Source organism: Actinoplanes sp. NPDC051859 (genome assembly GCF_044452725.1).
In the GTDB taxonomy this organism is placed as follows: Bacteria; Actinomycetota; Actinomycetes; order Mycobacteriales; family Micromonosporaceae; genus Actinoplanes.
On the sequence record NZ_JBITBX010000006.1, the window covers coordinates 359852 to 381376 of the forward strand.

Sequence of the window (21525 nt, forward strand, 5' to 3'; positions counted from 1 at the left end):
TCGTGGCTGGAGGCTAGTCGTTCAGCGGCCGCGCGCGGCCGCTGGTTACCAGGTCGTGAAGAGCAGATGGTTGACCACCAGCGCGACGGCCGCTTGCAGACCCAGCCAGCCCCGCCGACTCTGCGACGGGAGCAAAGCGGCACCGGCTAGCAGCCACACGGCGAAGGGGAGCCAGATCCGTTCGACTTCAGCCTTGCTGAGGCCGGATACGTCCGCCGCCAGGATCGCCGCGAGGCCCGCGAGGGGCAGCAGCGCGACCGGTTCGATGGTGAACAGCTTCGACGGATGCCGCAGGAGCATCATCGGCTCGGTGCGGAGGATGGCTCGGCGCAGGATTACCGCCGCGACCGGTCCGGCGCAGGCGAAGACCAAAGCCAGGTTCGCCCACACCCAATATGCGTACGGCCGGTCGCTCGCAATGCCCTGGTAGTAGCGCACGACGAGGCGGTCATAGCCGTCGAGCCACCAGAAGCCGGCAAGCGTGAACGCGCCGACCACGGCGACGACTGCGACGGCTGCCGCACCGAGCGCAGGCCAGGCTGGCGGGCCGATGCGGCGGGCAAGAAGCACCACGGCAACGACCGGAATGGCGATCAGGACGAGTCCGTAGGACAGGTAGACGCTGAAGGCCAGCAGGATTCCGGCGGCCAGGCCCGCCCAGATGCGCCGGCGGGTCAAGGCAATGGCGAGCAGGGCCACACCGGTGGTGGTGACGCCGGCGAACAGGCCGTCGGCCGAGGCGCCGATCCAGACCGCGCCGGGGAACAGTACGAGGAATGGCACAGCAGCGCGGGCAGTGCCTTCGTCGCCGAGGGTGCGGATCGTGGCGGGTACGGCGACCGCGATCAGCGCACCGACTCCGACGCAGGCCAGTGCTGCCCAGGCCCCGCCGCCGAGGCCGATTCGGTCGAGGCCGATGAAGACCAGGAGGGCGCCTGGCGGGTGGCCGGCGACGTGGGTGGTCCACGAGTCGGGCTGGAAGTCGAGGATGCGGTCGGTGAATCCGCGCAGCATGGCGGGTACGTCGGTGACGCCATCGACCTCGCTGAGGTACTCGTGGGGGGTGGTGAGCCGGCCTGCCAGCCCACGTTGCCAGCCGTCCACCAGGGCGAGGGAGAGGATCCAGGCAACCGCCGTTGCGTACGCCGCGAGCATCAGCCACCGCCACCGCAACACGTTCGTGAGGCGGGGACCGTGCCACACCACTAAGGCGGCGACGGCGATGGCGAGCGGTGTGCCGGGACCAACGTGGGGTAGCCACTGGGCTGTGAACGGTGCGGATGTTGCGCGTACCGGATCTCCCAGGAGGTACAGAACGGCACCGACCACGGCGGCGAGTGCGATCAGCCCGAATGCGGAGGCGGCGGTGATGATGTCGGCGCGTGTGGACCGAGGGCTGTGGGTCATCCGCGCAGAGCTGCGTGGGCGAATTCGGTGAGCCCGGCCTTGAGGTCGACGTCAGCCCGGAATCCCAGCTCGTCAGCGGCGCGGGCCGGCGAAGCGACCACGTGGCGTACGTCGCCGGGCCGGAACTCGGCGGTCACGACGGGTTCCGGGCCGCCCATGACGTCGGCCAGCGCCGTCGCCATCTGGCCTACCGTCGTGGGCGTTCCCGAGGCCACGTTGTACGCCCGAAATTCTGCCCTGGCCGTTGCCTGGAGTGCGGCGACGTTTGCCTGGGCCACATCGCTGACGTGGATGAAGTCGCGGCGTTGGGCGCCGTCCTCGAAGACGTGTGGTGCGCGGCCGGCTTCCAACGCCGAACGGAAGATCGCGGCGACTCCGCTGTAGGGCGTGTCGCGGGGCATTCCCGGGCCGTAGACGTTGTGGTAACGCAGGGCAACCACCGCGCTGCCGGATTGTCGGGCCCAGGCTGCGCTGAGGTGCTCTTGGGCGAGTTTGGTGGCCGCGTACACGCTGCGGGGGTCGAGCGGTGCGTCCTCGGTGACCGGGGCCGAGGCGACCTCACGCCCGCAGTGGGGGCAGCTGGGCTCGAATCGTCCCGCGGCGAGGTCGGCGACGGTGCGGGCGGCCGGGCGGGTGGGGCCGTCGACGGGACACACGTAGGCGCCTTCGCCGTAGACGACCATCGAGCTGGCCAGCACAAGACGCCGGACGCCGGCGCGGGTCATCTCGGCGAGGAGCACCGCGGTGCCGAGATCGTTGCAGCCGACGTATTCCGGCAGGTCGGCCAGGTCGGTGCCCATACCCACCATGGCTGCCTGATGCACGACTGCTTCGATCCCGCGCAGGGACTCGGCGACAGCGTGCCGGTCGCGAACGTCCGCGCGGCGTACTGGCGCATCGTGAATGGTAGCTGGCAGCGGAGCCCGGTGGGCGGCCGGATGGCCGAGGTCGAGAACGGTGACCTGATGCCCGGCTTCCTGCAGAGCGAAGGTCACTTGGGTGCCGATAAATCCGGCGCCACCGGTCACAAGAACGCGAGTCATTCGAAGGACCTTAACCGCTTTACGGTACGTCGACAGCGGGCCGATAAGGCTCGTAAGTAGATGGTAAGAATTGGCTATTCGTAAGAGCTTCGTAAGATTTCTCGGGCCCTTTTGGCCGCAAGAACAGGACTACGGTTCTGTCCGTGACCGACGTTGTTCTGCCCTGCCTCAATGAGGCTCCCGCACTGGCCTGGCTGCTGAAACGCATGCCGGCTGGATATCGTCCCGTCGTTGCCGACAACGGCTCGACGGACGGATCCGTTGATGTTGCCCGCAGTTTCGGCGCCCGGGTGGTGATCGTGCCGCAGCCGGGTTATGGCGCCGCCGTACATGCGGGAATTGTTGCTGCTGACCCGGCGGACGGGGTGGTCTGCGTGATGGATGCCGACGGATCTTTCGACCCGGCGGAATTGCCGCTGGTCGCCGATCCGATCCGGGCGGGCGCCGCGCATCTGGTGGTGGGCCGGCGCCGGCCGGTCGGTCGTGGCGTGTGGCCGCCGCACGCGCGCCTCGGCAACGCCGTGCTCGCTCACCGGCTGCGCCACACCACCGGTCTTCCGGTGCACGACATCGGGCCGATGCGCGCCGCGTACCGAAACGACCTGATCGCTCTTCAGCTCCAGGATCGTCGCTTCGGCTACCCACTCGAACTGTTGATCAGAGCGGCTCGAGCGGGTTGGACGGTCACCGAGGTCGACGTGACCTACCTGCGTCGTACGGTCGGCACGAAGTCCAAAGTCACCGGCAGCGTGCGCGGCACCGCCCGGGCCATCCGCGACATGAGCGTGGTGCTTGCCCGGTGAATGCGCAACTGCTTGTCCTAGCCAAAACGCCCGTGCCTGGCAGGGTGAAAACCAGGCTTTGCCCGCCGTGCACCCCCGAGCAGGCAGCACGGATCGCCGCAGCGTCGCTCGCGGACACGCTGGATGCCGGCACCGCGGCGACGATCAAGCGGCGTTGCCTGGTCGTCGAGGGGGATCATCCGGCGCCGGAGGGATGGCATCGCGTAGCCCAGCGGGGTGTGTCGCTGGGTGAGCGCCTGGCGCACGCCTTCGCTGACACGAGAGTCAGCGGCACCGGAAGCTTGCTGATCGGTATGGACACCCCGCAGGTCGATGCGGGACTGCTCAGCGCTGCCGCTCGGCGGCTGGCTGAAGACGATGCCGACGCGGTGCTCGGTTGCGCGGAGGATGGCGGCTGGTGGGTGCTGGGACTGCGTGACCCTGCCCACGGTCGAGCGCTGCGCCACGTACCCATGTCCAGATCGGACACCGGCGCTCTGACCCGTGCCGCGCTGGCCGACCGGGGGCTTCGGATCGTCGAGCTGCCCGCCCAGCGTGACGTGGACACCTCGGCGGACGCGTCCGCCGTCGCCAAGCTTTGTTCCCCCGACAGCCGATTCGCGCGCACGGTCGCCGAACTGATCTCACCGCTGGAGTTCGCGTGAAAACAGCGACCGCACCCACCGCTTTGGCGATCTTCGACGCTGTCCTAGGCAAAGCCGGGGCGGGACAGCCGGCCGTCCTGACACTCACCGACGATCATGGTCGCGATCATCGCGTGGATGCCGCCGCCTGGTGTCGCGACCAGCTGCCGGGCGACCGCGGACTCATCGCGCGGTGCGTCGGCCCCACCCTCGATGTCGGCTGCGGTCCAGGTCGGCTGACCAGCGCGTTGAATCGGCGGGGACATCCTGCGCTCGGCATCGACGTGAGCGCAGCGGCGATCGGGCTCGCCCACGCCCGCGGTGCCGTGGCCCTCCGCCGAGACGTCTTCGGCCCGCTGCCCGGCCAGGGCCGTTGGCGACACGTGTTGCTGGCCGACGGCAACGTTGGCATCGGCGGCGATCCAGTGATGCTGTTTCGCCGATGCCGGGAACTCCTGCACGCCGACGGTCGCCTCCATGTCGAACTGGCGCCACCCGGCACCCGGAGCTGGAGTGGCGAGGCCCGAATCGGCGACGGAGCCGGGCTTGCGCCTGCCCCGTTCCGCTGGGGTCAGCTGGCCGCCGGCGACCTGGCGGCTATTGCCGACGCGAGCGCTCTGCGGATCCTGACCGAATGGACGGAGGCGAACCGATGGTTCGCGACGCTGGCTCGCCACTGACCGGAAAGTCCCTGCCGGCCCGGCTCGCCGAGTGGGCGAGAAGAGCCAACCACTGGATGCAGGCGCCGCTACCTCCGCCGCCGGCGGCGCTGCGCCGAGGTCCGCTGCAGCGGGGAGCTTTCGACTCCCGGCTGCGCTCACCCCGCTTGACCAGCCTGCTCGGGCTGGCCCTGGCCGTGGCCTTCGCCGTCTGTTTCCTAACCGGGGTTCTCAGTCACTTCATTCAGCACCCACCAGGCTGGTTCGGGTGGCCGTCGCGACCCGTTGGCCTCTACCGCGTCACCCAGGGCCTGCACGTCGCGACCGGCCTGGCCTCGGTGCCGCTGCTCGGCGCGAAACTCTGGTCGGTCTACCCCCGCCTCTTCGGCTGGCCGCCCGCCCGCAACCTCGCCCACGCCATCGAACGGGCCAGCATCGCGGCGCTGGTCGCCTCCGCCCTGTTCCAGCTGATCAGCGGTGTCCTCAACATCGCGCGCTGGTACACCCCGATGCCGTTCTTCTTCACGGCCGGGCACTACTGGTCGGCGTGGCTCGCCGTCGGCGCCCTGATCACGCACATCGGCGTCAAACTGCCGATCGTCCGCGCCGCACTCGCCCGCAACACCCCGGACCGAACCCGCCCCGGTGCCCTCAGCCGACGTGGTCTGCTCGGCACCGTCGCCGCGGCGGCCGGAGTCATCACTGTCACCACCGTCGGGCAGACCGTCGCCCCGCTCGCACCCGTCTCCGTACTCGCCCCACGTCGCCCGCGGACCGGACCCCAACACCTTCCGGTCAACAAGACAGCAGCAGCGGCCGGCGTCCGCGACGCCATCTTCACCACCGCGTACCGCCTGACCGTGATCGGGCCGGCCCAAAGCCGGACGCTGCAGCTGGCCGAACTCGCCGCGCTACCCCAACACACGGTGGTCCTGCCGATTAGCTGCGTCGAAGGCTGGAGCTCTACCGGCACCTGGACCGGGGTACGGCTCCGAGACCTGGTCGCCCTCGTCGACGTCGATCCGGACGACGCGGAGGCCTACGTCGAGTCTCTCGAGACCCGCGGCCGATACCGGTCCACGACCGTGCCGCCGCCGCACACCCGCGACCCGTACACCCTCATCGCACTGCGCCTCGGCGGGGAAATCCTGCACCCCGACCACGGCTACCCGGCCCGGCTCATCGCGCCGAACCGTCCCGGAGTGCTGCAAACCAAGTGGGTCAACCGGATCACGGTCCGGAGCGCCCCATGAAAACCGTCCAACGCATGCTGATCGGGTCGGGCACGCTCGTTATTGCGTACGCCCTCAGCGGCGCAATAGCCGACACCGACCTCGACGCCGGCGCCTTGGTCTTCCTCGTCGCCGTCCTCGTCGCCCACGACGCTCTCCTCCTGCCGCTCGCCATCGGCGCCGGCGTCCTCATCAACCGACTCCACCCACCCCAGCTCCGTACGCCGGTCCGCGTCGCCGCAGTGCTCAGCCTCGCCGTCACAATCGTGGCGCTGCCCCTGGCCCTGGGTCGAGGACGGGTGCCGGACAACCCGTCGATCCTGCCGCTGAACTACCTACACGGCCTGCTCATCGTCCACGCGGTGATCTGGAGCGCAGCCGCCATCACCGTTGCTGTCCGATGGCGGCGCCGACAGCGAGATGTCTCGTTCAGTAGGCAGCGGTGATTCGCCGGGCCGGGCCGTCGATGGTTACCCGACCGCCGTACGGGAGCACCCACTGCGGATCCGTGTGGCCGAAGTCCACCCCGAAAACCACCATCGCCTCCGGGTTGTACGTCGCGAACGCTCGCAGCACGGCTTCCCGCTGCTCCTCCCGGAAGGCGGTCCGCTGCTCGATCGTGCGCGGATTGAACAACGCCGTCGCCTTGGCGGTTGCCACGAGGGCGGCCGGGAACTGTTCCAGCAGGCCGCGTTCGCCGAAGTTGCGCAGCATGTCGAAGACCTCAGCGCCGGACGGCATCTCCTCCGAGGTTTCCAGCAGGAGGACGCAGCCGGCGTAGTCCTCGACTGGCCGCATCCACCGGTTGGCTGCGAGTGTCCAGTGCAGAATTTCGAGGCAGCCACCCCAGGTCGGCCCGCTCACCACCCGGTCCGGGCGGTGCCAGTGTCGGCCGGGGCTCGGGTACGACGGCACCGAACCGGTCAGCGCGATCGGGTCGGCCCAGTCCAACTCTTCTTCGCGGAACGTCTCGGCGGGAGCGATTTCCAGCTCGCCGCCGGTGAACAGTGCGGCCCGTAGTGACGCCGACATCTGCGGTCCGGGGCCGGCGGCGCGGCCGAAGAAGACCATCGTGGATCCGCCGTGATAGGCGGCGATGCCGTGGTGCCACAGCCAGTTGAGCAGGTTGGTGTTGTCCGAGAAACCGAAGAACGGCTTGGGGTCGGCTAGGAACGGCGCCGGGTCGAGGTGCCGCAGCACGGTGATCTGATCGTCGCCGCCGATGGTCGCGAAGACTGCCCGGATCGTCGGGTCGGCGTACGCGGCCGTCAGGTCGGCGGCCCGTTCCTGCGGCGTGGACTGCCGCCGGGTGCTCGGGAACTCGACGAGTTCGAGGCCCAGTTCCGCCCGCAGACGTCGCAGGCTCTGCTCGTGCACCGCGGGGAACAGGGCGGGCGCGGCGGATGACGGCGAGAGGACCGCGACGCGGTCGCCGGGCGAGAGCTTCGGCGGGGTGGTCATGGCGGGGCGCATCCGGTTATTGAATCACCGGCCGACTACTGGGAGGCGTCCTTGGTGGGCATCCGGCGGGGGACCATGGTCACGGCGAGGATACTGCCGCCGACCATCAGTCCGGCGCCGATCAGCATGGCCGTGCGGTAGGTGGGGGCGAGGGCGGTCGGGTCGGTCAGGTCGCCCGTACCGATGCCGGCGGCCAGCGGCAGCACCGCGACCGCGAGGAGACCGGCGGCCCGGGCCACCGCGTTGTTGACGCCGCTGGCGATGCCGGCGTGCGCGTCGTCCAGCGCGCCCAGGGCTGTCGCGGTCAGGGGTGCCACCAGCAGGGACAGGCCGAGGCCGAAGACGATCACCGGTGGGAGGACGTCCGTCAGGTACGACGCGCTTGCGTCGATGCGGGACATCCAGATGAGGGCTCCTGCGCAGATCAGGGGGCCGACGGTCATCGGGATGCGGGGGCCGATTTTGCCGCCGAGCCAGCCGGCGCGGGCGGACAGCAAGAGCATCAGGACGGTGATCGGGAGCAGGGCGAGGCCGCCGGCGAGGGGGCTGAAGCCGGACACCACCTGGAGGTTGAGGACCACCAGGAAGAACACGCCGCCCAGGGCGCCGTAGACGAGGAAGGTCACGAGGTTGGCGCCGGTGAAGGCTTTGGACGTGAAGATGTCCAGGGGCAGCATCGGGTGCTGGGATCGCCGTTCGGCGACGACGAACCAGGCCATGCCGAGGACGCCGACGGCCAGGGACACCAGGACGACCGGGCTGCCCGGACCGGCGGCGGGCCAGGCGGTGAAGCCGTAGGTGAGGCCGCCCAACCCCACCGCGCCGGTGAGCACGCCGGTGACGTCGAGGGAGCGGGCGGCCGAGGCGTTGCGGGACTCGGGGACGTGTCGGGCGGTGACCAGCAGCACCAGCGCCGCGATCGGGACGTTGATGAGGAAGATGAGTCGCCAGTCGGCGACCTCGACGATCCAGCCGCCGAGGAACGGGCCGAGCGCGCCGCCGATGCCACCGAGGCCGGACCAGGCGCCGATGGCCCGGGCGCGGTCCTCGGGCACGAACGAGGCTTCGAGGATGGCCAGCGCGCCCGGGGTGAGCAGGGCGCCGCCGATGCCTTGCAGGACCCGGGCGGCGATCAGCAGCTCGATCGAGGGGGCCACGCCGCAGAGCAGGGAGGCCGCGGCGAACCAGGTCACGCCGATCATGAAGATGCGCTTGCGGCCGTATCGGTCACCGAGGGAGCCGCCGAGCAGGATCAGGGCGGCGAGACTGAGGGCGTACCCGTTGACGGTCCATTGCAGACCGGCGGCGGTCGCGTCGAATTCGGTGCCGATTGCCGGGAGCGCGATGTTGACGACGGTGCCGTCGATGAAGGCGAGGCTGGAACCGAGGACGGTTGCCAAGAGCACCCAGCGGCCGGTCGCGCTGCGATATTTCACCAGCTCCAGAGCCATGCCAGCGACCTTACGCGGTGCGGCGCAACGGCTCCTCGGAACGTACGGCGACAGGCGCGGGGCACCGGACAGCGGCGCGGGCGGCGACCAGAGCAGCCATCGCCGCGGCGGCCGTGACCGGCTTCGGCCGGGTGGCGCGCAGCAGCAGGGTGTCGAGGCGGGCGGCCAGCTCGGCCCGGTGGTAGGGCTTGGTCAGGTAGTCGTCGGCGCCCGCTTCCAGCCCGGCGGTGATCCGCTCGCTGAAAACGTCGGCGCTGACCAGCATGATCGGCATTCGGGCGGTGTCCGGGTCCTGCCGCAACTCACGGCACAGGTCGATACCGGAGGCGCCGGGCATGCGGACGTCGAGCAGGGCAGCGTCGATCCCGCCGGCCGTCACCGCCGCCTGAGCCTGTTCGGCGTCGGCGGCTGCGACCACCTCGTGCCCCAGCCGGTGCAGGGCGAGCGTCAGCAGCTCGCGGTGGTCCACGTCATCGTCGGCAATGAGTACGGTCGCCATGGCTGCACCTCCATCCGGGATCCGGTTCGCAGGACTGTTCGGCCTGCCCGCCATACCGCTTAGCGGTTCCGCCCGACCCACCTCGGTGAACCGGGCATAAACTACGAGACGGCGTTTATGAGGGCATCGGCCACTCGGGCGCAGCCTCGCCCGTCGACGGCGGCCCACGCGCGGGCGGCCAGCGCGGCCCGGTCGGCTGGCTTGGTGAGCAGGTCCCGCAGCACGGTCACGGCTGCCGAGGCGCCGGCGGCTGAGTCGCGCAGTGCGGGCAGGTGGCCGAGGCCGGCCGCGAGGCCGCGAGCGGTGGTGCGCTCGTACCCGAGGATTTGGTTGTCGACCACCCACACCAGCGCGGCGGGTAGTCCCAGGCACAGCAATTCCCAGGTCGATGTGCCGCTGGCGCTGAGCACCAGGTCGGCGTCGGCGAGCACCTTCGGCAGCTCGTCCGTCGGGTCGATGATCTCCAGACGCTGGCCGGGAGCGGGCGTCACGGCCTGAAGCTCGGCGCGCAGCCCGGCGTCCGCGGCCACGATCGTGGCCGCAAAGGCAGCGCCGGTGTCCCGCAGCAGTCGGGCCACCACCGGCGCCGCCCGGTAGGCGTCAGTGCCGCCGAAGAACGCCACCACCCGCGGCACGTCGCCGCCCATCCGCCGCGCGGTACCACTCACCCGCGGCGCGGCGCAGGCCGACGCGGACGGCGGTGCCGCCGGGCGCAGGTCGCGGATCGCGCGCCGGAGCAGCGCATACTCCAGCCCGGCCAGCCGAATCGCACCGGGCGGCAGGTCGGGGGGCGGGCTCAGCTCGGCGTCGAGGTTCTGGTCGACGTAGAGATCCGCTTCCTGGCCGCGTCGGTCGCCGTCGACGATGGCGAACACCGTGCGGGCGGCGGCCCGCAGCGCGGCCGAGTGCTCCGGCGGCAGCACGTAGGAATCCACCACGACGGCGTCCAGCCCGAGCCGGTCGGCGGCCGCGACCAGCCCGGTGGGGTCGCCCGGCGCCGGGTGCAGGGGCAGCCCTCGGCGGGTGAGCTGCTGCAACGCCCAGTCCAAGCCGCCGAGGTCCGCGAGGAAGTGCACGGCCACCCCGCGCGCGGTCAGCTCCTCGGCCAACGCGACGCAGCGGACGAGATGCCCCACTCCGGTGTGTGGTCCGGCGTCGCAGCGGATACCGACGCGGATGCGCGTGCTCAAGCCTGTGCCAGCTCTTTCTGCCGTACGTGCGAGTTGAGGTTCACCAGCTCCGGCCGGTCGGCGAGCCAGGTCGCGAGGGTGCGAACCGGCACCGGGCGGTCCCCGAAGTGCGCCACGACCGCCTCGATCAGCCGCCAGTCGTCCTCGGTGTCCAGGGTCAGCCGCAGGTGCGAAAGATCCGGCTGCAAAGTCAGACCCAGCACCTCGAAATCGTACGGGTGCGAGTACACGTACGACGTGACGTGTGTGCGGTGGTGCGCGGTGGCGAGCGAGTCGATCTCCCGCAGCACCTCTGCGCGCACGATCTCCACGTCCAGGCCGCGTGGCAGTGTGCGCGCGATCGAGGTGCTCAGGTAGTCCAGGCCGGGCGTGGCAGCGAACACGTCGGCGGCCAGCATGACCAGCTCGGGGTCGAGCAGCGGGCAGTCAGCGGTGAAGCGCACCACCGCGTCGACCTCGTCGTCCCGCTCGTCCAGCACGCCCAGGAACCGGGTGAGCACGTCGTCCACCGGCCCCCGGTGGACGGCCACACCGAGGGCGGCGCATTCGGCCGCCACCGCGTCGTCGCGGTCCTCGGTGGTGGTTGCCACGACCAGATCATCCAGCACTCCGCTGTCCCGGGCGGCGCGGACGACACGGTCCAGGACCGTACGCCCACCGAGGCGGCGCAGCACCTTGCCGGGCAGCCGGGTGGAGCCCATCCGGGCCTGGATGATGCCGAGGTTTCGCATGCCGGGGTCCTATCGGTGCCGGAGGGTTCGGAAAGCCTTGCGGGCGGCGCGCACCCCGAACGTGACGAGGCGGTAGCTGGCCCGGTCGCGGAACAGGTCGATCTGCAGCCGGGCCCGGCGCAGTTCGCCGTCTCGCTCGGTCAGCTCGGCCTCGACCTGTCGTAGTTGCGCGGTCGAGTCCGCGAGCTGCACTTCCAGCCGCCGCAGCCGTTCGCCTTGCTCGCGCAACGAATGCGGAACAGGCAGCGGGTCGCCTTTCTCACGCAACGAATGCGGGACAGGCAGCGGGTCGCCGTTCTCACGCAACGAATGGGGGACGGGAGCGGGTCCGCCGGATGGCGCAGGGTCGAGTCCGGCGGCCGCCAGCAGGATCGCTGCCAGGTCGTCCGTGGCGGGCCAGGGATGCTCGTAGCCGCCTTCGAGGAGCGTCGCGGCGAACCGCCGGACCGCCGCCTCCGGCGTGAGTTCGGGTCGGGTCGGGTCGAGCACGGCGAACGCGTCGCCGTCGACCAGCACGTTGTCGGCAGTGGCCGCGGGCTGCCGGGTAGTCCATTCCGACAGCAGTCGCCGGATCGTCGGCAGGTCATGCCGGAGGCAGGCGCCGATCAGCAGCTCCTCCAACATCCGGCCTGGCGGTAACGCGGCTGGCGGCCCGTCGCCGACGAGTACGGTCGGCAGGGTCACGGTCTGCGCGGGGCCGTGGAAGGCGAGCACCACCAGAGCGGGTGCCAGCTCGGGGCCGATTCCGCCGCGGACTGCCGCGGCGGCGAGGCGCCGGGGATCGCTGAGGACCGGGAGCCCGGCGAAGGCGGCGCCCGTCGCGGCGGACACGGTGGCGGCGAGGGCGCCCGTCGTGCCGGCCGGATCAGCCGCGTCGGTCCGCAGTGCCGGTTCGGCCACGAGGACCGTGGGGGTGGCGGGCAGCGGCCAGGCGGTGGACAGCCAGGAGGCAGTGAGCCCTGCCGCGGCGAGGTGCTCGCGAAGCCGGGCGGGGCTGCTCGGCTTGGTGTCGTAGTCGCCGAGGGGATGCCAGTCAGCGTCCTGGGGTGCCGAAGTGGCGGGGCGGCGATCGACAAGCCGGTGCACACCCAGCTCGTTTTCCACGGCGAGCAGCAGTACGCCACCGGGCCGGATCAGCCGGCGCAAGACCTGCAGGCTCTCGGTCCAGCGGTACTGCGGCCCTTCGACCGTGCACAGCCGGGCTACCCCGTCGAGGGCGATGATGACGTCGAACGAATCGGTCAGCTCGGCAACAGATCCACACAGGACATTGCTGCGGTCGGGTGGCAGTGCTTTGGCGTCGCGGTCGCCGCGGATCAGACACGTCACGTCCGCGGCTGCGGGCAGGGCCGCGATCAGCTCGGGCTGGTGTGGGCCGGCGACGAGCACCCGGGAGCCCGCGGTGAGCAAAGGATGCAATGCGCGGACGAGACAGCGGTATGTGGCACCGCCGGCGGGCGCTGGGTCGGACCAGCCGGCCATCTCGCCACCGATGAATCGGAGTGTCATCGCGACCAGCCCAGGGTGGCGCGGAGTTCGGCGGGGGAGGCGAGGACGTCGGCGCCCAGCTCGGCCTGGGCCGAGGCGCGGGCCGACACGGGATCGGGATGAGTGCCGTGCAGTTCCGGCCACTGGCGACGGATGCGCCCGGCCGTCGCGCGATCCTCGCCGGCTAGCTGCATCGGGTCGCCGTAGACGGCGGGCTCACAGCCGGCCGCCGCGCCGTAGAGGACCGCGCTGCTCAGTCGGTTGGCGGCAACGCGGCGATGCTGACGCAGCTCGGCGAGCTGCTGGTAGAGGAACCGGGTGTTCGTGTCGTGCCAGTGCAGGCCGCGATAGCCGTGGCAGATCACCCGCCCGGCCCGCTCGTAGCGCCGCCGGATGCGGTCGTCGCGGAACTCGTGCCAGTACAGGCAGAAGGTGATCGGGCCGTCCTCGGTCGCCCGGATCTCGTCGATCAGGCGCTGGTGATTGCCGGCGACGTGCTGACCTTCCCAGCCGTGGAACGGGTACCAGATCGTGCCCTCGCGCGGTGTCGCCTCATCCGGTTCCATCGCCAGCAGGTACTGGAACGGGGCCCCGATCGTGGTCGCGTACCGGCGGCCCAGAGACCAGGCGCGGCGCCGGGTCTGCTCCGACCAGACGAAGATCGGGCGGCCGGACACGTACGGCGTGCCCGCCCCCAGTCCGTCCACGACGTTCCAGCCGTGCTGCACGTACCCGTTGATGCGGGGCGGATCGGTGCCCAGCCCGCAGTACGCGGCCAGAATGTGCGCGTGGCCGTAGAAGTGGTTCCCGTGGTGCACGGTCTCAGCTCTCCAGTACGGTCCGCAGCGTCTCGACCACGCGTTCCTGGTCGCCATCGCTGAGATCGTGGAACAACGGCAGCGACAGTTCCTCGGCGTAGAAGGCCTCCGTGTTCGGGCACATGCCCCGCCGATAGCCGAGGTCTTCGTAGACCGGGTGCCAGTACACCGGGATGTAATTGACCTGCACCCCGATGCCGGCCGCGCGCATCCGGTCGAACACCTCACGGCGCCGACCGTCGAGGATGCGTACGGGATAGAGGTGCCGCATCGGATCGACGTGCGCCCGCGTCACCGGCAGCCGCAGCCCCGGCACTCCCGCGAGCAACTCGTCGTAGCGGGCGCTGAGCCATGCCCGCCGGGCCTTGAACGCGGCCAGCCGCCGCAACTGGGAGCTGCCCAGCGCGCACAGCACATCGGGCAGCCGATAGTTCAGCCCGAACTCGTGGACCTCCTGATGCCAGGCGCCCTCGTCCGGGTAACGCATCCGGGACCGGTCGCGGACCAGCCCGACCGTGCGGAACTCCCGGGCCCGACGCAGCAGTTCAGGATCGGTCGAGGCGACCGCGCCGCCCTCGCCGGTGGTCAGGTTCTTGGTGGGGAAGAACGAGAACGTGGTCAGGTCGGCGAGCGAGCCGACCGGTCGGCCCCGGTACGCCGACCCGATCGCGTGCGCCGCGTCCGCGATCAGCACGGCGTCGACACTGTCCGCCACTTTGCGCAGCGCGTCGTACTCGGCGGGATGTCCGGCGTAGTCCACCGCCGCGATCGCCCGGGTCCGCGAGGTCACCGCCGCCTCGACGGCGTACGGGTCGAGGTTGGCGGTGTCCTCCTCGACGTCGGCGAAGACCACTGTCGCGCCGAGCATCGAGGCCGTGCCCGCGGTGGCGTAGAACGTCATCGGGGTGGTGATCACCTCGGCGCCGGGGCCGATGCCCGCGGCGGCGTAAGCGGTGTGCAGGGCCGCGGTGCCGCTGCTGACCGCCACGCACCCCGTGCCCGCGACCGCGGCGAGGTCCCGCTCGAAATCGTCGACGCGCGGGCCGGTGGTGAGCCAGTCGCTGCGCAGCGCCGCCGAGACCGCCTCGAGGTCGGCGTCGGTGACGTTCTGCCGCCCGTACGGAAGCATCATTTGTCTCCGATGAGGTCGCGCATCTCGTCGACCTCCAGCCACAGGTCGTTGTTGTCGGACCGGTAGTTGAAGCCGTCGGCGACCGCCTCGCCGCCCGCGGGGGTCCGGTAGCCCCAGCTTGCGACGACCGGCTGGACCACGTAGCGGTCGGGGAAACGCAGCGTCCGCCGGCTGTCGTCGGCGGCGATCATTTCCTCGTGCAGCTTCTCGCCGGGCCGGATGCCGGTCTCGTGCGTGGGCGCGTCCGGCGCGACCGCCTCGACGAGGTCATGGATGCGCATGCTGGGGATGCGCGGCACGAACAGCTCACCGCCCTGCATGACGTCGAACGAGTCGACGACGAACCGGACCGCCTGGTCGAGGGTGATCCAGAAGCGGGTCATCCGCTTGTCGGTGATCGGCAGGCTCTTGCCTTCGGCGTTGAGCTTGCGGAAGAACGGCACCACCGAGCCGCGGCTGCCCATCACGTTGCCGTAGCGCACGACCGCGAACCGGGTCGGGTGGGTGGCGGCGTAGTGGTTGCCCGCGATGAACAGCTTGTCGGCGACCAGTTTCGTGGCGCCGTACAGGTTGACCGGGCTGGACGCCTTGTCGGTGGAGAGGGCGACGACCCGCTGCACCCCCGCGCTGATCGCGGCGTCGATGACGTTCTGCGAGCCGTTGATGTTCGTCGCCACGAACTCCGACGGGTTGTACTCGGCGGTGTCGACCTGCTTCAGGGCCGCCGCGTGGACCACGTGGTCCACGCCGTGCATGGCCCGGTCCAGCCGCGCCTTGTCGCGGATGTCGCCCAGGAAGAAACGCAGCCGCGGGTCGTCGCCGAACATCTGGCGGACCTCGTACTGCTTCAGCTCGTCGCGGCTGAACACGACGATGCGCTGCGGGTCGAGGTGGGTCAGTGCGTGGCCGAGAAAGGCCCGGCCGAACGAGCCGGTCGCACCGGTGACCAGGATCGACGATCCACTCAAGACGCTCATGGGTGATTGCTCCCGGGGGTGTCACGGGCGAGGGGGAATGTGCGAACGAACGCCAGCGGAGCATAACCGCGTACGCCGTTGATTCCAGTGGTCGCGACAATTGCCAGGGGCTATTCACGCGGTGTTCAGCTTCGATTTGTCGCCCGGTCGCGCCGGCTCCGGCATGGTGGGCGACGTGATTGAGCTGAACAGGTTGCGGGAGACTTTCCGCACTTCACTGGACCTGCCACCGGATGCGCCCGTCGACGACCTGCACTACCAGGACAACGACAAGTGGGATTCGCTGGCGCACATGTCGCTCATTGCGGCCATTGAAGATGAATTCTCGGTAATGATCGACACCGATGACGTCATCAACCTGTCCAGCTTCGGTGAGGCGATGCGAATTCTAGGTAAATACGGGGTGGACTTCGATGCCTAGGGTCGCGCTGGTGACCGGTGCCTCCCGGGGCATCGGCCGCGCGACCGCCCACAAACTCGCCGAGCAGGGACACGACCTCGTCGTGCACGGCCTGCGCCCCGAGGCGATCGCCGAAACTGCTGCCGAGCTCGCCGCCAAGCACGGCGGCACCGTCGTACCGGCCCACGGCGACATCGCCGAACCGGAGACCAGCCGGACGCTGGTGCGGATCGCCTTCGAACGGTTCAAGCGGCTCGACGCGCTCGTGGTCAACGCGGGGATCCACGCCGGCGGCATGCTCGGCATGACCGACCCCGCGACCGTGCAGCGGCTCTTCGCCGTCAACGCGGCGGGCGCGGCGTACACCTTGCAGGAAAGCCTGCGGCTGCTCCGTCGGGGTGACCAACCCGCGGTGGTGCTGCTCTCCTCGATCACCGGCACGGAAGGCATCGCGGGTCAGGCTGTCTATGCCGCGTCGAAGGCCGCGGTCAGCGGGCTCGCCCGCTCGGCCGCCAAGGAGCTCGGGCCGCGCGGCATCCGGGTCAACGCGGTGGCGCCCGGCTTCATCGCCACGGACATGCTGGACACGCTCGACGACGACGGCCGGGCCCGGCGGATCGCCGATACCGCCCTCGGCCGGCTCGGTGAAGCCGACGACGTTGCCGACGTCGTCGCTTTCCTGCTGTCCGAGCAGGCCCGGTTCGTGACCGGGCAGGTGCTCGGCGTCGACGGAGGACTCGTGCTGTGAACCTGCTCCATCCGGGCGCCCGCGTGGTCGACGCCGCCACCGGCGAGGTTCTGCAGACCAGCCAGGTCGACGCCGCGGCGGCTGCCTTTGCGGCGTTGCCGCCGGGCATCGTCCTCGCGCTGACTTCGACCGAGGTCGGTGCGGTTGCGCGTTACCTCGGCGCACTCGCCGCGCAGCGGCCGATCGCCCTGCTCGACCCCGGCATCGACCGGTCGGCCCTGCTCGCCTTGGTCACCCGGTTCGAGCCGATCCAGGTCACCGGGGTCAGCACCGAGCCGCCGACCGGCTACCGCGCCGAGGCGGACACGTGGATCCGCGAGACGCCAGCGGTGGTGCCGCACCCCGAGCTGGCTCTGCTGCTCACCACCAGCGGCTCGACCGGCGACCCGAAACTGGTTCGGTTGTCCCGCACGGCCGTCGAAGCCAACGCGGCGGCGATCGGCGAAAGCCTGGGCATCACCGCCGCCGACGTCGCGCCGACGACACTGCCGCTCTTCTACACGTACGGCCTGTCGGTGCTGAACAGCCACCTGCTGCGTGGTGCGACCGTGGTGCTGGAACGCGGCGGCATGCTCCAACGCGATTTCTGGTCAGCGGTGCAGACGCACGGCGTCACGTCGCTGGCGGCGGTGCCGTATCAATACGAGATGTTGCGGCGGCTGCGGTTCGACCCGGCCGTGTACCCAAGCCTGCGTACCCTCACCCAGGCCGGCGGGCGACTGCGACCCGAGCTGGTCGAGGACTTCGCGCAGCGCATGGCCGCCGTCGACGGCCGGCTCTTCATCATGTACGGCCAGACCGAAGCGACCGCCCGCATGACCGTCCTCCCCAGCGACCGGATCGCCGACAAGCTCGGCTCCGCCGGCCTGCCCATCCCCGGTGGGTCACTCTCGATCGCTGGCGGCGAGATTGTCTACAAAGGACCAAACGTCATGCTCGGGTACGCCGACAGCGCCGCCGATCTGGCCCGCGGCGACGACCTGGGTGGCGTCCTGCGCACCGGCGACCTGGGCCACCTGGACGACGAGGGCTTCCTGTTCCTCACCGGCCGGCGCAAACGGATCGGCAAAGTGTTCGGTGTCCGGGTGAACCTGGACGACGTCGAACGCACCCTCGCCGCACACGGCGCTGTTGCCGCGGTTGCCGGCGACGACAAGCTGCACGTGTTCGTCGAAGGCGCCGACGCGGCCCTGGCCCGTTCGGTCCGCGGCGAGCTCGCGGGCTTCCTCGACACCCACTTCACCGGCCTCGACGTCCGCGGCATCGACGCCCTGCCGCTCTTGCCCACCGGCAAGATCGACTACCGGTCCCTGGAGGCTTTGGTGTGAGTGTCTTTACTCTGTCGCAGGAGGAACGGGAAGCCAGGCTGCTCAAGGAGCTTGCCGAACTCACCGAACACCACCGGGCGCACTGCATCGAATACGACCGGATCCTTGCCGCTCAGGGCTTCACCTCCGCGCAGACCGTGGCGGAGTTGCCGTGGCTGCCCGTACGCCTCTTCAAGAACTTGGCACTGAAGAGCGTGCCGGACAACGAGGTCTTCAAGGTGCTGACCTCCAGCGGCACGACCGGCGACGTGAGCCGGATCTTCCTCGACAAGGCCGCGGCGGCAGCACAGACGCGGCACCTCGCTGCCACGCTGCACAGCGTGCTCGGCCCGCAGCGGCTGCCGATGATCCTCGCCGACTCTCGGGGCATCCTGAAGGACCGCCGCTCGTTCAGCGCCCGCGGCGCCGGGGTGCTCGGCATGGCGACCTTCGGCCGGGACCACGCGTGGACGCTCGACCCCGACGGCCAGCCGGATGTCGCGGCGCTGCGCGAATTTCTGGCGAAGCACGGCAACGCGCCGTTCCTGATCTTCGGTTTCACCTACCTGGTGTGGCTGCACCTGTATGAGGTCGCCCGGGAGCATGCGCTCGACCTGAGCAACGGCATCCTTGTCCACTCCGGCGGCTGGAAGAAGCTGGTCGACCAGGCCGTACCGCCCGCGGAGTTCCGGCGGCGGCTGCGCGACGACACCGGCCTGACCCGGATGCACAACTTCTACGGCATGGTCGAGCAGATCGGCACGGTCTTCCTGGAAGGCCCGTCCGGCGGCTCGCTGCACTGCCCCGACTTCGCTGACGTCGTCATCCGCAATCCGCACACCTGGGCCGAGCAGCCGGTGGGGGAGCCGGGCCTGATCGAGGTGGTGAGCACGCTGCCCACCTCGTACCCCGGGCACGTGCTGCTCACCGAGGACCTGGGCGTTCTCGACGGCATCGACGACGGCGACTGGCCCGGTAAGCGGTTCTCCGTGCTGGGTCGGCTGCCCCGCGCTGAGGCCCGCGGGTGCAGCGACACCTACCGGGAGACAGCATCATGAGGATCAGATTCGGTGCCCCGGGTGAGCTCACCGCGCCCTCGGGCGAGCGCCTGAGTGTCGGCGACCCGCGGGTCGTGGACTTCCTGAGCCGATTCGCCCGGCGGCTGCTCGCACCCGCGGTTGCCCGGCGTCATCCGGAGCTCGGTTCGCTCGGCTACTTCCTGCGTCCCGCCGAGCTGAGCCGGGTCGTCGACCGCATGCGCCGCGACGACAACACCTGGATCTTCCCACGGGGCAACGTCTTCCATGTCCCACCAGCCAATGTAGATACCATTTTCGTGTACTCGTGGGCGTTGTCCGCGCTCGCCGGTAACCACAACGTTGTGCGGATCTCGTCCCGCTCGGCCGGCGCCGCCGACGTCGTCCTCGAAGCGCTGAACGCCACGGACGCCGACCCGGTGATCGGGCGTACCCAGCGGATGGTCACCTACGGCCGGGACGACCAACTCACCGCAAACCTGAGCGCGTGGTGCGATCTGCGAGTGATCTGGGGCGGGGATGCGGCCGTGGAAGCGATCCGCCGCCACCCGCTGGGTCCCGCCGCTCGCGACCTGACGTTCCCCGACCGGACCTCCTGGGCGGCACTGTCCGTGCCCGGCTGGCACGCCGCCGACCCGGCCACCCGGACCGCCGCCGTGACCGGGTTCGCCAACGACTCGTACTGGTTCGACCAGGCCGCCTGCTCCTCCCCCCGCACGGTGTTCCTCGTCGGCGGTGCGCCGGCCGCAGCCGAACAAGCGCGGGCCGAGTTCCTGACCTTGCTGAGTGCCGTCGTCGCCCAGCGCGGCTGGACTGTCGACGCGGCGATGGCGGTGGAGAAGCGCGTCCACGCCTACAGCCTCGCGGCCACCGGAGCGTCGACCGGGCTGGCGTTCCCCAGCAACGAGATCACTGCTCTGACGCTGGATGATCCGTCGGCCGCTCCGCGCCGGTGGATCGGTGCAGGCGCGTTTCCCTTTGCGCACGTGACCAGCCTCGGCGAGCTGGTGCCCGGGCTGCAACGGCAAGACCAGACGGTCAGCCATTTCGGGTTCGCCCCCGCCGACCTGCGCGCCTTCGCCGTGGACCTGGCCGGGCGCGGCGTCGACCGGATCGTCCCGTTCGGTGCGGCCCTGACCTTCAGCGCGATCTGGGATGGCTACGACCTGCCGGCCGAGTTCACCCGACTGACCACTCTTTCCTACTGACCCGGGGCCGATGAGGTACCGCACCTGGCAGGCACGGGGATGTGCGTCGATACAGTGTGGACGGCTTGCAGGTCAGGGCACCTTGCTGGCAGCCACGGAGTCGTGGATCAGGGTGGCGCAGGCTTCCAACGGGTCGGGGTCGCTGACCCCGAAGTAGTTCTTCGTCGCCGCGACCGTCAGACCCAGCCGGGGATAGAAGCCGGCCAGGCCGCAGCCGTTGCCACCCCAGCCGATCCGCCCTGAGTCCGGCTGGACCAGGTACCCCAACGTCTTGGGCAGGTCGCCGCCGGTGGTCCAGTCTGGGCCCTGGGTGGCGACCGTGCTGATCAGGTCCAGGCGGTCCGCGGAGATGAGGCGGACGCCGTCGACCTCGCCGAGCAGGGCGGCGTACATGCGGGCCACGCCGCGGGCGCTCACCGTGGACACGGCGGGGAGGTCCGCCCGGAGGATGTCCTTGCGGTTGCCGAGGGCCGGGCCGGGACGGATGTCGGACGGCACGACTTTGGCGAGGTTAGGCTGGGTGGCGCTGGACAGGTCCTGCGCGGCGGTCCAGTTGCGGTCCTTCAGCCGGGCCACCCGGTGCAACTGCGTCGGGGGTACGCCGAAGAACAGCTCGCGGTCGGCGTGCAGGGGCCGGGCGATGTCCTCGGCGAGCACCCAGCTGATCGGCCGGTTCGCGGCCCGGCGGACCACCTCGCCGACCAGCCAGCCGTACGTCCACTCGTGCACGCCGTGTCGGGTGCCCGGCGGCCAGGCCGGAGTGGCCCCGGCGATCGTCCGGCACATCCGGTCCCAGTCCAGGAGTTCCTCGGCCGTCATGTACGACGGGAGCTCCGGAACCCCGGCCGCGTGCAGCAGGATGTGCCGCAGCGTGGTGTCTTGCTTGCCGTGCCGGGCATACTCCGGCCACAGATCCGCGACGCGCTGGTCATAGTGCAGGTGGTTCCGCTCGGCGAGAACGTGGACGGCGGTGCTGGCGATGCCCTTGCCCACCGAGGGGCTGAAAAAGGTGGTGTCCGGGGTGACCGGGGTGCCGGTCAACTCGTCGGCCACACCCGCCACGACGTTCACGATCGGCTGCCCGTGCAGATAGGCGGCGATCTGCACGCCCATTTCCTGGCCGGAGCCGACCAGGATCTCGGCCTGCCGCCGAACCTGCTGCTGGAGGTCGGTCCAGTCCTTCACGTCGTCCAGCATCGCGCACCGGCGGGCCGCTGCGAGGCCGAATCGCCCCAGGTGGCGGCGGAGGTGGGGTTATCCCTACCGTCGATCCGGCGGCAGGCGGGATCGGCGTGCGAGCCCCGGCTGCCT

General features: G+C 70.4%; 22 protein-coding genes. 10 read left to right on the top strand and 12 right to left on the bottom strand.

Features of this window, described 5'->3' with window-relative positions:
• Nucleotides 1–45: 45 nt before the first annotated feature.
• Both ACIA1L_RS18295 and ACIA1L_RS18300 read right to left on the bottom strand, forming a co-directional pair.
• Nucleotides 46–1407, bottom strand: a complete 1362-nt coding sequence (locus tag ACIA1L_RS18295) for a hypothetical protein (protein WP_396073928.1) — start codon at nucleotides 1405–1407, stop codon at nucleotides 46–48.
• Complete coding sequence (locus ACIA1L_RS18300) at nucleotides 1404–2450, bottom strand: NAD-dependent epimerase/dehydratase family protein (protein ID WP_396073930.1); 1047 nt, start codon at nucleotides 2448–2450, stop codon at nucleotides 1404–1406. Before ACIA1L_RS18300 ends, ACIA1L_RS18295 begins: the two co-directional genes overlap by 4 nt.
• Nucleotides 2451–2593: 143 nt before the next feature.
• Between ACIA1L_RS18300 and ACIA1L_RS18305 the strand changes: the two genes are divergently transcribed.
• The 5 genes from ACIA1L_RS18305 to ACIA1L_RS18325 are packed head-to-tail and all read left to right on the top strand — an operon-like array spanning nucleotide 2594 to nucleotide 6213.
• The gene (locus ACIA1L_RS18305) at nucleotides 2594–3253 is read left to right on the top strand and encodes a glycosyltransferase family 2 protein (protein WP_396073931.1); all 660 of its coding nucleotides are present in this window, start codon (nucleotides 2594–2596) and stop codon (nucleotides 3251–3253) included.
• Nucleotides 3250–3897 (top strand): DUF2064 domain-containing protein, encoded by a 648-nt coding sequence (locus ACIA1L_RS18310; protein WP_396073932.1) that lies wholly within the window; start codon nucleotides 3250–3252, stop codon nucleotides 3895–3897. Before ACIA1L_RS18305 ends, ACIA1L_RS18310 begins: the two co-directional genes overlap by 4 nt.
• Complete coding sequence (locus tag ACIA1L_RS18315) at nucleotides 3894–4556, top strand: class I SAM-dependent methyltransferase (RefSeq protein ID WP_396073934.1); 663 nt, start codon at nucleotides 3894–3896, stop codon at nucleotides 4554–4556. Before ACIA1L_RS18310 ends, ACIA1L_RS18315 begins: the two co-directional genes overlap by 4 nt.
• Nucleotides 4529–5788 carry a molybdopterin-dependent oxidoreductase gene (locus tag ACIA1L_RS18320; RefSeq protein ID WP_396073936.1) on the top strand — a complete coding sequence of 420 codons (1260 nt, stop codon included), beginning with the start codon at nucleotides 4529–4531 and terminating at the stop codon, nucleotides 5786–5788. The genes ACIA1L_RS18315 and ACIA1L_RS18320 overlap by 28 nt, the downstream gene beginning before the upstream one ends.
• Nucleotides 5785–6213 carry a hypothetical protein gene (locus tag ACIA1L_RS18325; protein WP_396073938.1) on the top strand — a complete coding sequence of 143 codons (429 nt, stop codon included), beginning with the start codon at nucleotides 5785–5787 and terminating at the stop codon, nucleotides 6211–6213. Before ACIA1L_RS18320 ends, ACIA1L_RS18325 begins: the two co-directional genes overlap by 4 nt.
• Here the strand turns inward: ACIA1L_RS18325 and ACIA1L_RS18330 are convergent.
• From ACIA1L_RS18330 to pseB, 9 genes are all read right to left on the bottom strand, one after another.
• Entirely contained in the window at nucleotides 6197–7240 is a 1044-nt protein-coding gene (locus ACIA1L_RS18330) for an LD-carboxypeptidase (RefSeq protein WP_396073940.1), read from the bottom strand. The two genes, ACIA1L_RS18325 and ACIA1L_RS18330, sit on opposite strands and share 17 nt — an antisense overlap.
• A 23-nt stretch (nucleotides 7241–7263) precedes the next feature.
• Nucleotides 7264–8679 carry a DHA2 family efflux MFS transporter permease subunit gene (locus tag ACIA1L_RS18335; protein ID WP_396073941.1) on the bottom strand — a complete coding sequence of 472 codons (1416 nt, stop codon included), beginning with the start codon at nucleotides 8677–8679 and terminating at the stop codon, nucleotides 7264–7266.
• Between the two features lie 10 nt (nucleotides 8680–8689).
• Entirely contained in the window at nucleotides 8690–9178 is a 489-nt protein-coding gene (locus tag ACIA1L_RS18340) for a response regulator transcription factor (RefSeq protein WP_396073943.1), read from the bottom strand.
• 101 nt (nucleotides 9179–9279) lie between these two features.
• A complete protein-coding gene (locus ACIA1L_RS18345) occupies nucleotides 9280–10368 on the bottom strand; it encodes a PseG/SpsG family protein (protein WP_396073945.1) in 1089 nt (362 codons plus the stop codon).
• Complete coding sequence (locus ACIA1L_RS18350) at nucleotides 10365–11099, bottom strand: cytidylyltransferase domain-containing protein (RefSeq protein WP_396073946.1); 735 nt, start codon at nucleotides 11097–11099, stop codon at nucleotides 10365–10367. Before ACIA1L_RS18350 ends, ACIA1L_RS18345 begins: the two co-directional genes overlap by 4 nt.
• Nucleotides 11100–11108: 9 nt before the next feature.
• Nucleotides 11109–12608: a hypothetical protein gene (locus tag ACIA1L_RS18355; protein ID WP_396073947.1), complete on the bottom strand. Its 1500-nt coding sequence runs from the start codon at nucleotides 12606–12608 to the stop codon at nucleotides 11109–11111.
• Nucleotides 12605–13405: a hypothetical protein gene (locus tag ACIA1L_RS18360; RefSeq protein ID WP_396073949.1), complete on the bottom strand. Its 801-nt coding sequence runs from the start codon at nucleotides 13403–13405 to the stop codon at nucleotides 12605–12607. Before ACIA1L_RS18360 ends, ACIA1L_RS18355 begins: the two co-directional genes overlap by 4 nt.
• Nucleotides 13406–13409: 4 nt before the next feature.
• A complete protein-coding gene (locus ACIA1L_RS18365; protein ID WP_396074081.1) occupies nucleotides 13410–14534 on the bottom strand; it encodes a DegT/DnrJ/EryC1/StrS family aminotransferase in 1125 nt (374 codons plus the stop codon).
• On the bottom strand, nucleotides 14534–15514 hold the full coding sequence (gene pseB, locus ACIA1L_RS18370) for a UDP-N-acetylglucosamine 4,6-dehydratase (inverting) (protein WP_396073951.1): 981 nt from the start codon (nucleotides 15512–15514) through the stop codon (nucleotides 14534–14536). The genes ACIA1L_RS18365 and pseB overlap by 1 nt, the downstream gene beginning before the upstream one ends.
• Nucleotides 15515–15635: 121 nt before the next feature.
• On the opposite strand from pseB, the gene ACIA1L_RS18375 reads away from it, so the two are divergent.
• From ACIA1L_RS18375 to ACIA1L_RS18395, 5 genes are read left to right on the top strand one after another with little or no spacing between them, the layout of a single operon-like run.
• Nucleotides 15636–15935: an acyl carrier protein gene (locus ACIA1L_RS18375; protein ID WP_396073953.1), complete on the top strand. Its 300-nt coding sequence runs from the start codon at nucleotides 15636–15638 to the stop codon at nucleotides 15933–15935.
• Entirely contained in the window at nucleotides 15928–16662 is a 735-nt protein-coding gene (locus tag ACIA1L_RS18380; RefSeq protein ID WP_396073954.1) for an SDR family NAD(P)-dependent oxidoreductase, read from the top strand. Before ACIA1L_RS18375 ends, ACIA1L_RS18380 begins: the two co-directional genes overlap by 8 nt.
• Nucleotides 16659–17990 (top strand): AMP-binding protein, encoded by a 1332-nt coding sequence (locus ACIA1L_RS18385; protein WP_396073956.1) that lies wholly within the window; start codon nucleotides 16659–16661, stop codon nucleotides 17988–17990. The genes ACIA1L_RS18380 and ACIA1L_RS18385 overlap by 4 nt, the downstream gene beginning before the upstream one ends.
• Nucleotides 17987–19027: an acyl-protein synthetase gene (locus ACIA1L_RS18390; protein ID WP_396073957.1), complete on the top strand. Its 1041-nt coding sequence runs from the start codon at nucleotides 17987–17989 to the stop codon at nucleotides 19025–19027. The genes ACIA1L_RS18385 and ACIA1L_RS18390 overlap by 4 nt, the downstream gene beginning before the upstream one ends.
• Nucleotides 19024–20214, top strand: coding sequence for an acyl-CoA reductase (locus tag ACIA1L_RS18395; protein ID WP_396073959.1), 1191 nt, complete (start codon nucleotides 19024–19026; stop codon nucleotides 20212–20214). Before ACIA1L_RS18390 ends, ACIA1L_RS18395 begins: the two co-directional genes overlap by 4 nt.
• Before the next feature lie 72 nt (nucleotides 20215–20286).
• Here ACIA1L_RS18395 and ACIA1L_RS18400 read toward each other — a convergent pair whose 3' ends face one another.
• Nucleotides 20287–21411, bottom strand: coding sequence for a serine hydrolase domain-containing protein (locus ACIA1L_RS18400; protein ID WP_396073960.1), 1125 nt, complete (start codon nucleotides 21409–21411; stop codon nucleotides 20287–20289).
• Nucleotides 21412–21525: the final 114 nt, after the last annotated feature.